This window comes from Serratia ureilytica, from assembly GCF_017309605.1.
Taxonomy (GTDB): domain Bacteria; phylum Pseudomonadota; class Gammaproteobacteria; order Enterobacterales; family Enterobacteriaceae; genus Serratia; species Serratia ureilytica.
Map to the genome: position 1 here is coordinate 3,732,732 of NZ_CP071320.1, position 15,227 is coordinate 3,747,958.

Annotated in this window: 13 protein-coding genes; 1 reads left to right on the plus strand and 12 read right to left on the minus strand. The window is 58.2% G+C overall.

Features of this window, described 5'->3' with window-relative positions; translation table 11 throughout:
• Positions 1–40 precede the first annotated feature (40 nt).
• From tolA to cydA, 8 genes are all read right to left on the minus strand, one after another.
• A complete protein-coding gene (gene tolA / locus J0X03_RS17620; RefSeq protein WP_046686581.1) occupies positions 41–1,267 on the minus strand; it encodes a cell envelope integrity protein TolA in 1,227 nt (408 codons plus the stop codon).
• Between the two features lie 81 nt (positions 1,268–1,348).
• Positions 1,349–1,777 carry a colicin uptake protein TolR gene (tolR, locus tag J0X03_RS17625; RefSeq protein WP_004939859.1) on the minus strand — a complete coding sequence of 143 codons (429 nt, stop codon included), beginning with the start codon at positions 1,775–1,777 and terminating at the stop codon, positions 1,349–1,351.
• Positions 1,778–1,789: 12 nt separating this feature from the next.
• Positions 1,790–2,473 (minus strand): Tol-Pal system protein TolQ, encoded by a 684-nt coding sequence (tolQ, locus tag J0X03_RS17630; RefSeq protein WP_004939862.1) that lies wholly within the window; start codon positions 2,471–2,473, stop codon positions 1,790–1,792.
• A complete protein-coding gene (gene ybgC, locus J0X03_RS17635; protein WP_004939863.1) occupies positions 2,470–2,874 on the minus strand; it encodes a tol-pal system-associated acyl-CoA thioesterase in 405 nt (134 codons plus the stop codon). Before ybgC ends, tolQ begins: the two co-directional genes overlap by 4 nt.
• Positions 2,875–3,004: 130 nt before the next feature.
• Complete coding sequence (gene ybgE, locus J0X03_RS17640) at positions 3,005–3,301, minus strand: cyd operon protein YbgE (protein ID WP_004939866.1); 297 nt, start codon at positions 3,299–3,301, stop codon at positions 3,005–3,007.
• Positions 3,301–3,414: a cytochrome bd-I oxidase subunit CydX gene (cydX, locus tag J0X03_RS17645; RefSeq protein WP_004939868.1), complete on the minus strand. Its 114-nt coding sequence runs from the start codon at positions 3,412–3,414 to the stop codon at positions 3,301–3,303. The genes ybgE and cydX overlap by 1 nt, the downstream gene beginning before the upstream one ends.
• A 17-nt stretch (positions 3,415–3,431) precedes the next feature.
• Positions 3,432–4,571, minus strand: coding sequence for a cytochrome d ubiquinol oxidase subunit II (cydB, locus tag J0X03_RS17650; RefSeq protein WP_015376980.1), 1,140 nt, complete (start codon positions 4,569–4,571; stop codon positions 3,432–3,434).
• Between the two features lie 14 nt (positions 4,572–4,585).
• A complete protein-coding gene (gene cydA, locus J0X03_RS17655; protein ID WP_004939873.1) occupies positions 4,586–6,154 on the minus strand; it encodes a cytochrome ubiquinol oxidase subunit I in 1,569 nt (522 codons plus the stop codon).
• A 684-nt stretch (positions 6,155–6,838) separates the two neighbouring features.
• Here cydA and J0X03_RS17660 point away from each other — a divergent pair.
• The gene (locus J0X03_RS17660) at positions 6,839–8,737 is read left to right on the plus strand and encodes a bifunctional metallophosphatase/5'-nucleotidase (protein ID WP_160204086.1); all 1,899 of its coding nucleotides are present in this window, start codon (positions 6,839–6,841) and stop codon (positions 8,735–8,737) included.
• Between the two features lie 72 nt (positions 8,738–8,809).
• Here the strand turns inward: J0X03_RS17660 and sucD are convergent, their stop codons facing one another.
• From sucD to sucA, 4 genes are all read right to left on the minus strand, one after another.
• Positions 8,810–9,682: a succinate--CoA ligase subunit alpha gene (sucD, locus tag J0X03_RS17665; protein WP_004939878.1), complete on the minus strand. Its 873-nt coding sequence runs from the start codon at positions 9,680–9,682 to the stop codon at positions 8,810–8,812.
• Complete coding sequence (gene sucC / locus J0X03_RS17670) at positions 9,682–10,848, minus strand: ADP-forming succinate--CoA ligase subunit beta (RefSeq protein WP_015376978.1); 1,167 nt, start codon at positions 10,846–10,848, stop codon at positions 9,682–9,684. Before sucC ends, sucD begins: the two co-directional genes overlap by 1 nt.
• Before the next feature lie 122 nt (positions 10,849–10,970).
• A complete protein-coding gene (odhB, locus tag J0X03_RS17675) occupies positions 10,971–12,185 on the minus strand; it encodes a 2-oxoglutarate dehydrogenase complex dihydrolipoyllysine-residue succinyltransferase (RefSeq protein WP_033642197.1) in 1,215 nt (404 codons plus the stop codon).
• 64 nt (positions 12,186–12,249) lie between these two features.
• The gene (gene sucA, locus J0X03_RS17680) at positions 12,250–15,057 is read right to left on the minus strand and encodes a 2-oxoglutarate dehydrogenase E1 component (RefSeq protein ID WP_160204085.1); all 2,808 of its coding nucleotides are present in this window, start codon (positions 15,055–15,057) and stop codon (positions 12,250–12,252) included.
• Positions 15,058–15,227 lie beyond the last annotated feature (170 nt).

The window sequence follows — 15,227 nt, forward strand, 5'->3', positions numbered from 1 at the left end:
CCTTAGTACATCCCTGTGATAACACTCACTCAATCAACCGTTATTGCGGCTTGAATTCAAGTATAGAATTCTTAAAGTGCTGATAAACGGCATCGCTCGGCGGCTTCGGTATATGCGCCAACTTGGCGGCAGACACCGCAGCTTGACACAGAGCAGGATCGCCCCCCGCTGCTTGTACGCTTATCAGCAGGCCGTCCGGCGCCAGCTTGATACGCAGGTCGCAGGTTTTGCCGGCGAACGAACTGGCGTCATAGAACTTGCTCTGAATCGCCCCTTGAATCTGCCCCATATAACCGCTGATATCCGCCCCGCTGGCGCCAGCCGTCTTGGCATTGCCCTGCCCGGCCGGTTTACCGTCGCCCTTCGATTTGGCACCGCCGCCTTTCGGCGCGTTCTTGCCATCCGCCAGGCCGCCAAACAGATCGCTAACTTCCTCCGATTGTTTCGCAGCCTCGGCGGCGGCCTTCTTCTTGGCGTCCGCAGCGGCTTTTTTGGCGGCAGCGGCTTTCTCGGCCGCCGCTTTCTTCTCTGCCTCGGCGGCAGCCTTCTTCTCGGCTTCCGCTGCGGCTTTTTTCTCGGCTTCAGCAGCCGCTTTCTTCTCCGCGGCCTCTGCAGCTTTCTTTTCTGCCGCGGCGGCGGCGGCTTTCTTCGCCTCTTCCGCCTGTTTCTTGGCGGCGGCGGCAGCGGCCGCTTCTTTCTTGGCTTCCGCTTCGGCTTTCTTCTGCGCGTCCGCCTGCGCCTTGGCGACCTTGTCCGCTTCGGCCTTCGCCTTGGCGGCGGCGGCTTCGGCGACCTTCTGTTGCTCTTGGGCCTTCGCAGCGGCGGCTTCCGCCGCTTTTTGCTGCTCGGCGGCCTGCTTCTGCTGCTCCGCCGCCTTCTGCTGTTGCTCAGCCTGCGCCTTGGCGTTCTGCGCGGCTTTCTCCTGCGCCGCCAAACGCTCTTTCTCCAGCTCTTTCAGGCGCTGCTGTTGCTCCGCCTGCTTCTGCTGAAGCTCTTCGGCCTGTTGCTCCGCTTTTTTCTGGCGCTGCTTCTCGGCACGCTGCGCATCGTTGCTCTGCTGCTGCTGGCGGTTGTACTGCTCCACCACCGCGCCGGGATCGACCATCACCGCGCCCACCACGGTACCATCACCGCCACCGCCGGCGCCCATGTCGACCTTTTCCTGCAGCGATCCCCAAATCAGCAGGGCAATCAATATGAAGTGCAGAACGACCGAAACAATAACGGCGCGGTTCAGCTTATCGTTTTGCTCAGTTGCCTTTACCAAAATAGATTCCCAAAAACTGGTGTTGCTTATACGGGGTTCCTGAGCCGCAGCGCAGGAACCGGGTTGCCGTTGGCCTTACGGTCAGATCGGCTGGGTCATCAGCCCCACGGAAGCCACGCCCGCCTGATGGAGAATATTCAATGCCTTGATAATCTCATCGTAAGGGACTTCCTTCGCACCGCCGATCAAAAAGACCGTTTTCGGGTTAGCCGCCAAACGCGACTTGGCTTCGGCCGCGACTTGTTCAGGCGGCAGCAGCTCCATACGGTTGTGATCCACCACCAGGGTGTATTGACCTACGCCGGAAACCTCGAGGATCACCGGCGGATTGTCATCGCTGGACACCGTTTTGGAATCGGTGGCGTCCGGCAGATCAACCTCCACGCTCTGCGTGATGATTGGCGCGGTTGCCATAAAGATCAGCAGTAGCACCAGCAACACGTCGAGCAGCGGAACGATGTTAATTTCGGACTTCAGCTCGCGCCGACTACGTCCACGTACTCTCGCCATGCTACCTCCTACTTATTTGCTGTCGCTGGAGAAGGCCTGACGATGCAGAATAGCGGTGAACTCTTCCATAAAGTTGTCGTAATTCTGCTCAAGCTTGTTGACGCGCTGGTTGAGACGGTTATAGGCCATTACCGCCGGGATGGCGGCGAACAGACCGATCGCGGTGGCGATCAGCGCTTCGGCGATACCCGGCGCCACCATCTGCAGCGTGGCTTGCTTCACCGCGCCCAGCGCGATAAAGGCGTGCATGATCCCCCACACGGTGCCGAACAGACCGATGTACGGACTGATCGAACCGACGGTGCCGAGGAACGGAATATGGGTTTCCAGCGTTTCCAGCTCACGGTTCATCGAAATGCGCATCGCACGCGACGCCCCTTCGATCACCGACTCCGGCGCATGGTTGTTGGCGCGGTGCAGGCGGGCGAACTCTTTGAAGCCGGAATGGAAGATCTGCTCGGAACCGGTCAGGCTATCGCGACGCGCCTGACTTTCCTGGTACAGACGGGAAAGCTCGATACCGGACCAGAATTTGTCTTCAAAGGCTTCGGCGTCACGCGTCGCCGCATTGAGGATGCGGGTGCGCTGAATGATGATCGCCCAAGAGGCTACCGAGAAGCATATCAAAATCAACATGATAAGCTTAACCAGCAGGCTCGCCTTCAAGAATAAATCTAGGATGTTCATGTCAGTCACTGCTTAAACTCCGCGACAATAGACTTAGGAAGCGCTCTTGGCTTCATTTGGTGTGGATCAATACAGGCAATCAGGACATCTGCCTGGCTCAGTAGGGCCCCGTCAGAATTGACAATGCGTTGAGCAAACGTGAGAGAAGCCCCGCGCAGAGAGGTGATTTCACTCTGGACCTCCAGTTGCTCGTCGAGACGAGCCGGAGCCAGATAATCCACCGTCATGCGCCGGACGACAAAAGCGACTTGTTCACTGAGCAGCTGCTGTTGATGAAAGTTGTGCTGACGCAGCATCTCTGTGCGCGCTCTTTCAAAAAAGGCGACGTAGCGGGCGTGATAGACCACACCACTGGCATCGGTATCCTCGTAGTAAACGCGAACCGGCCATCGAAACAACGTATTACTCACTCTACTTCCCAGCAATGCAATTTAACGCTGCTACTATACGCAAGACAGATCGGGTTGGGAATGGGTTACAAGATGGGAATGAAAATAATTATGGGCCGTGAGGGCCCATAACGTGGGGACATCGGGGAGATTATAAAGAAACGTAAAGTAATCCTGCGCACAAGATCACAATTGCAGGAAGCGGCGCGAAAAAAGCGCGCCAGACGCTGCGCTGCGGGCGGAATCCGAAGCCGTGGATCACTCCGGCGCATACGGCCCAAATCAGCAACAGCCCTTCCCAAATCTCCAGCGAGCTGGTTTTGGCGGCGAAACGCGTCGGATCCCAGAACACGCACCCCGCCAAAATCAACGCCAGCACCAGGGAAAGGGCCCGAACCGGGCCCTTGTCGGTGACAGCGTACAGCTTGTCAATCACGGACGAGCTCATTACTTACCGTCTTGCTGAGCTTTGGTCGCTTCGCTCTGCTCAAGCGCCAGCGCCGTGATGATGCCGAAGGCGCAGGCAAGAAGCGTTCCGAGAATCCAGGCAAAATACCACATGGTTTAGCTCCTTATCCTTAGTACAGCGAATGCTTGTTGTTTTCGATGTAATTCTTGTCGAGGCGACCGAACATTTTGTAGTACGACCAGCTGGTGTACGCCAAAACGATAGGCACGAAGATCGCCGCCACGACGGTCATCACTTTCAGCGTCAACAGGCTCGAGGTCGCGTCCCACATGGTCAGGCTGACGTTAGGCACGGTGCTGGACGGCATCACGAACGGGAACATGGTGACCCCGGCGGTGAGGATGACGCAGGCGATGGTCAGCGACGAGGTGACGAACGCCAGCGCGCCTTTCTCCAGACGCGAGAACAGGATGGTGAACAACGGCAGCACTACGCCCAGTGCAGGCAAAGCCCACAGCAGCGGATACTTGTTGAAGTTGATCAGCCATGCGCCGGCCTGATGCGCCACTTCTTTACGCAGCGGGTTGGATTCCGCCATGGTGTCCAGCGCCGAAGTGATCACGTAGCCGTCGATGCCTTTAACCAGCCACACACCCGCCAGCAGGAAGCATACCGCCATGATCAGCGTCGCGATCTGCGCTGCGGCGCGTGACCGCAGGTGGATCTCGCCGGTGGTGCGCATCTGCAGATAGGTCGCGCCCTGAGTGACCAGCATGGTCAGACTGACCACGCCCGCCAACAGACCGAACGGATTCAGCAGCTGGAAGAAGTTGCCGGTGTAGAACAGACGCAGGTACTCGTCCACATGGAACGGCACGCCCTGCAGCAGGTTGCCGAACGCCACGCCGAACACCAACGCAGGCACGAAGGAACCGATGAAGATGCCCCAGTCCCACATGTTGCGCCAGCGGCTGCTCTCCAGCTTGGAACGGTAGTCAAAACCGACCGGGCGGAAGAACAACGCCGCCAGCACCAGGATCATGGCGACGTAGAAGCCCGAGAAGGCCGCTGCGTAGACCATCGGCCAGGCGGCGAACAGCGCGCCGCCGGCGGTGATCAGCCACACCTGGTTACCGTCCCAGTGAGGGGCGATGGAGTTGATCATCACCCGGCGCTCGGTATCGGTTTTACCGATGATGCGCACCAGGATGCCGACGCCCATGTCGAAACCGTCGGTGACGGCGAAGCCGATCAGCAGTACGCCAACCAGCACCCACCAGATAAATCGCAGTACTTCATAGTCAAACATACGTGGACTCCTGTTTAGCGCGCTTCCTGCACGGCGGCAGTCGGTTGTTCAAAGTGGTAGCGGCCGGTTTTCAGGCTGCTTGGACCCAGACGCGCAAACTTGAACATCAGGTACATTTCAGCCACCAGGAACAGGGTGTACAAGCCGCAAATCAGCCCCATCGAGAACAGAATGTCGCCCGCGGTCAGCGAAGAGTTGGCGACTGCGGTCGGCAGCACCTCACCAATCGCCCACGGTTGACGGCCGTATTCCGCCACGAACCAGCCGGCTTCCACCGCGATCCACGGCAGCGGCAAGCCATACAGCGCCGCACGCAACAGCCATTTTTTCTGGCCGATGCGGCCGCGCACCACGCTCAGGAAGGACAGACCGATAATCAGCAGCATCAGCACGCCACAGGCCACCATGATGCGGAAGGCGAAGTACAGCGGTGCCACGCGTGGAATGGAGTCCTTGGTCGCCTGCTGGATCTGCGCTTCCGTCGCGTCGCTGACGTTCGGGGTATAACGCTTCAGCAGCATGCCGTAGCCCAGGTCTTGCTTGGTTTTGTTGAATTCCGCACGCACCGCAGGATCGGTATTGCCGCCGCGCAGCTCTTCCAGCAGCTGGTAGGCTTTCATGCCGTTGCGGATGCGCACTTCATGTTGCGCCAGCAGATCTTTCAGGCCGGTGACCTGAGTGTCGGTGGAACGCGTGGCGATCAGGCCAAGCGCATACGGGATCTGAATAGAGAAGGAGTTTTCCATCTTGTCCTGATCGGGGATGCCGAACAGGGTGAAGGACGCCGGCGCCGGCTGGGTATCCCACTCCGCTTCGATGGCGGCCAGTTTGGTTTTCTGTACGTCGCCCATTTCGTAACCGGATTCGTCACCCAGCACGATCACCGACAGCACCGCAGCCATGCCGAAGCTGGCGGCGATGGCAAAGGAGCGTTTGGCGAAAGCGATGTCGCGGCCCTTCAGCAGGTAGTAAGCGCTGATGCCCAGCACGAACATGGCGCCGGTGGTGTAGCCTGCGGCCACGGTGTGAACGAATTTCACCTGCGCAACCGGGTTAAGCACCAACTCGGAGAAGCTGACCATCTCCATGCGCATGGTTTCGAAGTTGAAATCCGACGCGATCGGGTTCTGCATCCAGCCGTTGGCGACCAGGATCCACAGCGCGGACAGGTTGGAGCCGAGGGCCACGAACCAGGTTACCGCCATGTGCTGCACCTTGCTCAGACGATCCCAGCCGAAGAAGAACAGGCCGACCAGCGTCGATTCAAGGAAGAACGCCATCAGACCTTCGATAGCCAGTGGGGCCCCGAAGATATCGCCGACGTAATGAGAGAAATATGACCAGTTAGTCCCGAACTGGAACTCCATGGTCAAACCGGTGGCCACACCCAGAGCAAAGTTAATCGCAAATAACTTTCCCCAGAATTTGGTCATGTCTTTATAGATTTGTTTGCCAGACAGGACATATACCGTTTCCATAATTGCCAGCAAGAACGCCATACCGAGCGTTAATGGGACAAATAAGAAATGGTACATCGCCGTTAAAGCAAACTGTAAGCGCGACAGTTCGACAATATCAAACATCTTGACTCCTTGCTCCTCGCAGGAAGACTCCGACACGCGGTTATCGGCACGCTTCTTTCAAAGCCGCCAGTAACGCCCCGCAGTGAATGCCCTTAAACACAACAAATTTGATCCAGCTTCTCCGCTTTCAACCGCACACTCGGCCAATAGCCCGCACGGGCCGTCGACAAGCACGCCACTGAAAACCGACAACGGGTAACAAATGCAACAAGATCAACCATCCATAATCACAACATGGATGATACTCACCCAATCCCACACAATAAATAGGTTTTTACGTGACGTGGGTTGGACTTTTGGTTACAGGTCAAATCTTAGCCGAAAGAGGTACTTCGGCCTAATTTGATCTGAGACAATTTAAGCCTATCCGCATATTATTTCCATATTCATCAGCACATTTCGCATAATTTTCTTAGGGTCATGTTGCGCAATGGTTTAATTGTTTTTTAATGATATTTTTGTGTTAAATAAATGTAATTCAAAAGAGCCGCCATTGTATTATTACGCACTTATTATGCGACATAATTAACCTTTTATTTCCAATAAGCCGTGACAGTGATAGCAGTCACAAAACAACAAATCTCTCTCCAATATTAGTCTATTTCTCGCAATGGGATCGTAAAGGTTGCGATTTTGTAGCAAAATGACCACTTATGTTAAAATTGCATTGAGTGACAATAACTTATGAAAAAAATCATCTTTGCCTCTGTCTTGGGACTCTCGGGAAACGCCATGGCCGCCGAAACGGTAAATATCACCCTGTTGGGCACCTCCGATCTGCACGGCACTTTCGTGCCCTGGGACTACGCCAGCGACACGGAAAACCTGGCGGGCAGCCTGAGCCAGATAGCCACCCAGGTCAAAAAGGTGCGCGCCGAACAGCCCAACCTGATTCTGGTGGACGCCGGCGACACCATCCAGGGCAACTTCGTCGAAACCTTCAAACAGGAGGCCGTCAGCCCGATGATGCTGGGCCTCAACGCGCTTGACTACGACGTTTGGGTGATGGGCAACCACGAATTCGACTTCGGTCTGCCGGCGCTGGCCACGCCGCTCAAACAGTTTAAAGGCGCGGCGCTGGCGGGCAACATCGTCTGGGACAGCGGCAAACCTTATCTGCCGGCCTATACCATCCTCGAACGCCAGGGCGTGAAGATCGGCATCATCGGCATGGACACGCCGATGACTGCGGAATTCGCCAAGGGCACCGATCGCATCAAAGGGCTGAACTTCACCGATCCGGTACAGGCGGTGAAACAGGTCATCAGGCAGATCGACGGCCAGGTCGACGCGATCGTGCTGGTCGCGCATATGGGCATCGACAACGAGAACCAGCGCCCCGGCACCGGCGTGGCGGACATCGCCAACGCCAACCCGGAGCTGGCGGCGATCGTCGCCGGCCACATGCATGTGAAAATCGACAAAGCGGTGGTGAACGGCGTCATCATCACGGAGCCGGATAAGTACGGTCGCGCGCTGTCACGCATTGACCTGCAATTTGAACGCCGCGATGGCAAATTCACGCTGATCGACAAAAACAGCTACACCTATTCCATCAAGCGGCTGGCGCCGGACAGCGCCATGCAGGCTCTCTACCAGCCGTATCATGACATTTTGCGCGCCAACGCCAACCGAGTCGTGGCGAAGCTGAGCGGCAGCGATCTGGTGCCTGCCGACGAGTTCCGCGGCATTCCTCAGGTACACGTTCAGGATACCGGCATCAGTGAGTTATTCCAGCAGGCCGCCCGTCACTATGCACCGCTGGCGCAGGTGATCGCCCTGCAGATCGACAACGATCGCGCCAAACTGGATGTCGGCGACATCAAGGCCAAGGATATCGCCTTTAACTACCAATACGCCGGCGGCGAGATCGCCGTTTATCAGCTCAACGGCAACGCGCTCAAACGCTACATGGAGTGGTCTGCCGATTATTTCAATCAGCTGCAGCCGGGCGACGTCACCTACAGCTTTAACCCGGCGCGGCGCTCGTCCAAATATTCCACCAACGATTTCTTCGACGGCGTCACTTACACCATCGATCTGCGTCAACCGGCCGGTTCACGCATCGTCAGTCTGCGCCTGGCAGACGGCACGCCGGTCACCGACGACATGCCGATCCGCCTGGGTATGAACAGTTACCGTATGGGCCACCTGACGCAGAAGGGCGGCGCGCTGGAGGGGCAATCCTTCCCGGTGCTGTTCGACAGCAAAGCGCAATACGGTGAAGAAGAAGGCACCATTCGCAACCTGACTCTGCGCTACCTGACGGAAGTGAAACACGGCCAGTATCAGAGCGTGCCGCCGCAGCGCTGGAAACTGGTTGGCATGGAAGGATACGAACCGCAGCGGGCGATCGTCAAACGGCTGCTCAATGAAGGCGTTATCCAGGTGCCGACCACCGACGACGGGCGCTACACCAACGTCGCCTCGATCAACGTCAAAGACGCGCTGTTCAACAATGCCGACGATTACCGCACCGCCCTCACCTCGCTGGAGCAACAGCGGCAAACCGCCGCGGATCCGGTGCGGCAGCGCCGCCTGCAGGATCGGATCGCGCTGATCAAGGCGCTCAACGATTTCTGATCTTCCCCCATAAAAAAGGCCACCCAATGGGTGGCCAAACATGTCGAGATAGTGTTATTTCGTACTCAATGCTTAGCGCTTCAGCACCGCTTTTACCGCGTCGCCGATGTCCGCCAGGCTGCGAACGGTTTTCACGCCCGCCGCTTCCAGCGCAGCAAACTTCTCGTCCGCCGTGCCCTTGCCGCCTGCGATGATGGCGCCCGCGTGGCCCATACGCTTGCCTTTCGGCGCGGTTACGCCGGCGATGTAGCCGACAACCGGTTTGGTGACGTGTTCTTTGATGTAAGCTGCCGCTTCTTCTTCAGCGCTGCCGCCGATCTCACCGATCATCACGATCGCTTCGGTCTGCGGATCCTGCTGGAACATCTTCAGGATATCGATGAAGTTGGAGCCCGGGATCGGGTCGCCGCCGATGCCCACGCAGGTGGACTGGCCCAGACCGGCATCGGTGGTTTGTTTCACCGCTTCATAGGTCAGGGTGCCGGAGCGGGAAACGATGCCCACTTTGCCCGGCAGGTGGATGTGGCCAGGCATGATGCCGATTTTGCACTCGCCCGGGGTGATCACGCCAGGGCAGTTCGGCCCGATCATGCGCACGCCGGCTTCGTCCAGCTTCACTTTCACGGTCAGCATGTCCAGAGTCGGGATGCCTTCGGTGATGGTGATGATCAGTTTGATGCCGGCATCGATCGCTTCCAGAATGGAGTCTTTGCAGAACGGCGCTGGAACGTAGATGACAGAGGCCGTCGCGCCGGTCGCTTCAACCGCTTCACGCACGGTGTTGAACACCGGCAGACCCAGGTGCTGAGTGCCGCCTTTGCCTGGGGTGACGCCGCCAACCATTTTGGTGCCGTAAGCGATAGCTTGTTCGGAGTGGAAAGTCCCCTGGCTACCGGTAAAGCCCTGGCAAATTACTTTGGTGTTTTTATCGATTAAGATGGACATTATTTACCCTCCACTGCTGCAACAACTTGCTGAGCCGCATCAGTCAGGCTGGTCGCAGCAATGATATTCAGACCGCTGTCCGCCAGTTTCTTGGCGCCCAGTTCGGCGTTGTTCCCTTCCAAGCGCACCACGACCGGGACGTTAACGCCCACTTCAGCCACTGCGCCGATGATGCCGTCAGCGATCAGATCGCAACGTACGATACCACCGAAGATGTTAACCAGAACCGCTTTCACCTTGTCGTCGGACAGGATGATTTTGAACGCTTCGGTCACGCGCTCTTTGGTCGCGCCGCCGCCAACGTCCAGGAAGTTGGCCGGTTCGCCGCCGTGCAGTTTAACGATGTCCATGGTGCCCATCGCCAGACCGGCGCCGTTCACCATGCAGCCGATGTTGCCGTCGAGGGCAACGTAGTTCAGCTCCCACTGAGCCGCACGGGATTCACGCTCGTCTTCCTGCGAAGGGTCACGCATTTCACGCAGTTCAGGCTGACGGAACAGGGCGTTGCCGTCGGCGCCCAGTTTGCCGTCCAGGCACACCAGATCGCCCTGCTTGGTGATCACCAGCGGGTTGATCTCAACCATCGCCAGGTCGCGCTCCAGGAACAGCGTCGCCAGACCCATGAAGATCTTGGCGAACTGGCTGACTTGCTTGCCGGTCAGGCCCAGTTTGAAGGCCAGCTCACGGCCCTGATAAGGCTGTGGACCCGCCAGCGGATCGATGGTCATTTTGTGGATCAGTTCCGGGGTTTCTTCCGCCACTTTCTCGATTTCCACGCCGCCTTCGGTAGACGCCATGAATACGATGCGACGGGTCGCGCGGTCTACAACGGCGCCCAGGTACAGCTCTTTATCGATGTCGGTCGCCGCTTCTACCAGGATCTGGTTAACCGGCTGGCCCAGCGCGTCAGTCTGGTAAGTCACCAGACGTTTGCCCAACCAGGCTTCCGCGAAGGCACGGATATCTTCTTTGCTGTTGACGACTTTAACGCCGCCCGCTTTACCGCGGCCGCCAGCATGAACCTGACATTTCACCACCCACGGGCCGGAGCCGATTTTGGATGCGGCTTCTTCTGCTTCACGCGGAGTGGTACAGGCGTAACCGGTTGGTGCCGGCATGCCATACCGAGCAAACAGCTGTTTTGCCTGATATTCGTGTAAATTCATGATGTTCTATCCATTCAGTTCTGAAGGTTTTTAGCCGGACCATTATTACGCGGTAAACCGCATGGTTTTCCGGCCACATAGCACAGAGTGCGGGCGCGGCATGCCGCGCCCGGCAAGGGTTACTAGACGTCCAGCAGCAGACGAGCCGGATCTTCCAGCATCTCTTTGACCGTCACCAGATAACCGACGGATTCTTTACCGTCGATCAGGCGGTGGTCATAAGACAGCGCCAGATACATCATCGGCTGGATCACCACCTGACCATTGACCGCCATTGGGCGATCTTTGATGGCGTGCATGCCCAGGATGGCGCTCTGCGGCGGGTTGATGATCGGGGTGGACATCAGGGAGCCGAATACGCCGCCGTTGGTAATGGTGAAGTTACCGCCGGTCAGCTCTTCCACGGTCAGTTTGCCGTCGCGGCCCTTAACGGCCAGCTCTTTGATTTTCTTCTCGATGTCAGCCATGCTCATGGCGTCCACATCGCGCAGTACCGGCGTCACCAGGCCGCGCGGAGTAGAAACCGCGATGCTGATGTCGAAGTAGTTGTGGTAAACCACGTCGGAACCGTCGATCGACGCGTTCACTTCCGGGAAACGCTTCAGCGCTTCAACCACCGCCTTGATGTAGAAGGACATGAAGCCCAGACGCACGCCGTGGCGTTTCTCGAAGGCTTCGCCGTACTGCTTGCGCAGATCCATGATCGGCTGCATGTTGATTTCGTTGAAGGTGGTCAACATCGCGGTGCTGTTTTTCGCTTCCAGCAGACGCTCGGCGACGCGTTTGCGCAGGCGGGTCATCGGCACGCGTTTTTCGCTGCGGCCGGCCAGAGCAGGCTGCGGCGCGGCTTCAGCGGCGGCTGGTTTGGCAGCGGCGCCGCCTTTAGCCAGGTGCGCTTCCACGTCTTCACGCGTAATGCGGCCACCCACGCCGGTGCCTTTGATGGCGCCGGCATCGAGATCGTGTTCAGCAATCAGGCGGCGAATCGCCGGGCTGAGCGCGTCATTGCTTTCTTCTTCCAGGCTCGCGGTCGCGCGCTGTGCAGGCGTGGCTTCTTTCTCCTGGCTCTTCTCAGCGGTCGGCTTGCCGGAGCTGTCGCCCGGACGGATGCGGCCGAGCAGCTGGCGAGACAGTACGGTCGCGCCCTCTTCTTCCACGATAGCATCGAGAATACCCGCTTCACTGGCCGGCACTTCCAACACCACTTTGTCGGTTTCGATTTCAACCAGGACTTCGTCACGCTGAACGCTGTCGCCCGGTTTCTTGTGCCAGGTGGCTACGGTCGCATCGGCAACCGATTCAGGAAGGTCAGGAACCAGAATATCTACGCTACTCATTTAGCTTTCCCTTAAGTTTTTTATCATCTGCTTGCCGGCCCCTCGGCCGGCAAGCGAGCGAACATTAGTCAATATTCAGCGCATCATTCACCAGAGCCTGCTGCTGCTTCTGGTGTACGGACATATAACCCACCGCCGGAGAGGCGGAGGCCGGACGTCCTGCGTAACGTAAAGAAGCCCCGAACGGCACCACTTCACGGAAGTTGTGTTGGCTGCAGTACCAGGCGCCCTGGTTCAGCGGCTCTTCCTGACACCAGACGAAGTCATGCACGTGCGAGTATTGCTCCAGCACGGCCTGCACGGCCAGATGCGGGAACGGATACAGCTGCTCGATGCGCACGATGGCCACGTCTTTCTGCTCGTTCTTGCGACGCTGTTCCAGCAGGTCGTAGTAAACCTTACCGGAGCACAACACGACGCGCTTGACCGCTTTCGGATCCAAATCGTCGATCTCGCCGATCGCCGGCAGGAAGGTGCCGTTGGCCAGCTCGTCCAGCGAAGAGACCGCCAGCGGATGACGCAGCAGCGACTTCGGCGACATCACCACCAGCGGACGACGCATACCGCGCAGCGCCTGACGACGCAGCATGTGGTAAACCTGCGCCGGCGTGGACGGGACGCACACCTGCATGTTCTGCTCAGCGCACAGCTGCAGATAACGTTCCAGACGCGCGGAGGAGTGCTCTGGGCCCTGGCCTTCATAGCCGTGCGGCAGCAGCATCACCAGGCCGCACATACGGCCCCATTTTTGCTCGCCGGAGCTGATGAACTGATCGATAACAACCTGCGCGCCGTTGGCGAAGTCGCCGAACTGCGCTTCCCAGATGGTCAGCGTGCGCGGTTCCGCCGTGGCGTAGCCGTATTCGAACGCCAGCACCGCCTCTTCAGACAGCACGGAGTCCCAGACCTTGAATTCGCCCTGGCCGCTGTGGATATTCGCCAGCGGAACATAGACCGAACCGTTTTTCTGGTTGTGCACCACCGCGTGACGGTGGAAGAAGGTGCCGCGGCCGGCGTCTTCGCCGGAGATGCGGATTGGAATGCCTTCATCCGCCATGGTGGCGTAGGCCAGCGTTTCGGCGGCGCCCCAGTCGAACGGCTTGTTGCCCGCCGCCATCTCGGCGCGGTCAGCGTAGATTTTCGCCACGCGCGACTGCATTTCGATCGCTTCCGGCACGGTGCTGATGCGGCGGCCCAGTTCCTGCAGACGCTTCATCTCAACCTTGCTCGGGTACTCTTCGTCCCACTCGTGGTTCAGGTACGGCGACCAGGTGAAGGAGTGCAGATTCATCGGACGCCATTCTTCAACCACACAATCGCCGCGGTCGAGCGCATCACGATACAGGTTGACCATTTCCGTGGCATCTTCCAGGCTGGCCACTTTCTGTTCGGTCAGAATGTCAGCGTAGATTTTGCGCGGCGTAGGATGTTTCTTGATCTTCTGATACATCACCGGCTGGGTGGCGCTCGGCTCATCGGCCTCGTTGTGCCCATGGCGACGGTAGCAGACCAGATCGATCATCACGTCACGCTTAAAGGTGTTACGGAAATCCAACGCCAGGCGAGTGACGAAGGCCACGGCTTCCGGATCGTCCGCGTTAACGTGGAAGATCGGCGCCTGAACCATTTTGGCGATGTCGGTGCAATATTCGGTAGAGCGCGCATCCAGCGGGTTGGAGGTGGTGAAGCCAACCTGGTTGTTGATGACGATGCGCACGGTGCCGCCCACTTCGTAGCCGCGAGCCTGAGACATGTTCAGGGTTTCCTGAACCACGCCCTGGCCGGTAATGGCGGCGTCGCCGTGGATAGTGATCGGCAGCACCATGTTGCTGCGCGCTTCGTCCAGACGATCGCGACGGGCGCGAACCGACCCCATGACCACCGGGCTGACGATCTCCAGGTGCGACGGGTTGAACGCCAGCGCCAGGTGAACCATGCCGCCTTCGGTTTCCACGTCGGAGGAGAAGCCCTGGTGATATTTCACGTCACCGGTGCCGAGGTGTTCTTTATGCTTGCCGGCGAATTCGTCGAACAGGTCGGCCGGTTTTTTGCCCAGCACGTTGATCAGCACGTTCAGACGGCCGCGGTGGGCCATGCCCAACACCACTTCACGCGTACCGTTCTTGCCGGCGTGGCGCACCATCTCTTTCAGCATCGGCACCAGCGCGTCGCCGCCTTCCAGCGAGAAGCGTTTGGCGCCCGGGAATTTGGCGCCCAGGTAGCGTTCCAGGCCTTCCGCAGCGGTCAGCTCGTTCAGGAAACGGCGTTTTTCGTCGGCGGTAAAGCTGGCGCGCCCCACCACCGACTCGATGCGCTGCTGGATCCAGCGTTTCTCTTCGGTGTTGGTGATGTGCATGTATTCAGCGCCGATCGAACCGCAGTAGGTCTGCTTCAGCGCGGCGTACAGATCGCCCAGCTTCATGGTTTCTTTGCCGATGGCGAAAGAGCCCACGTTGAAGGTTTCCTGGAAATCGGCTTCGGTCAGGTTGTGGTAAGCGGGCTCAAGGTCAGGAACTTGCTCACGCTGCCACAGGCCGAGCGGATCGAGGTTGGCATGCTGATGTCCGCGGAAGCGGAAGGCGTTGATCAGCTGCAGTACCTTGACCTGTTTGGCATCGGTTGCCGGATCGGTGATGGTGGTGTTGTAGCGCGCGGAGTCTTTCGCCAAGCGGCGGAAGTAGTCGCGCGTTTGAGAGTGGAGCTGATCGGGTTTGACACCCGCGGTTGGTAGCTGTTGAAAAATGGAACGCCAGCTATCTTCAACGGAACCCGGATCGGTTAAGAAATCTTCATAGAGCTGCTCTATGTAAGACTGGTTCGCGCCCGCCAGATAGGAGGAATCCAGCCAGGCCTTCATTGCGCCGTTCTGCATCATGATCCCTTAAGCTTTGAAGCTTTAGTTTTCGCCGTGGTTAACATAATTACCGTGATGAATACGGTTTGCCGTAAAACGGTTCACTCGACGTACTTGCGGCCATGACGGCCCGATACGTTCTGTTATGGACCTTGCGGTCCCTTACAAGGAACCTCTAAAAACCGGCG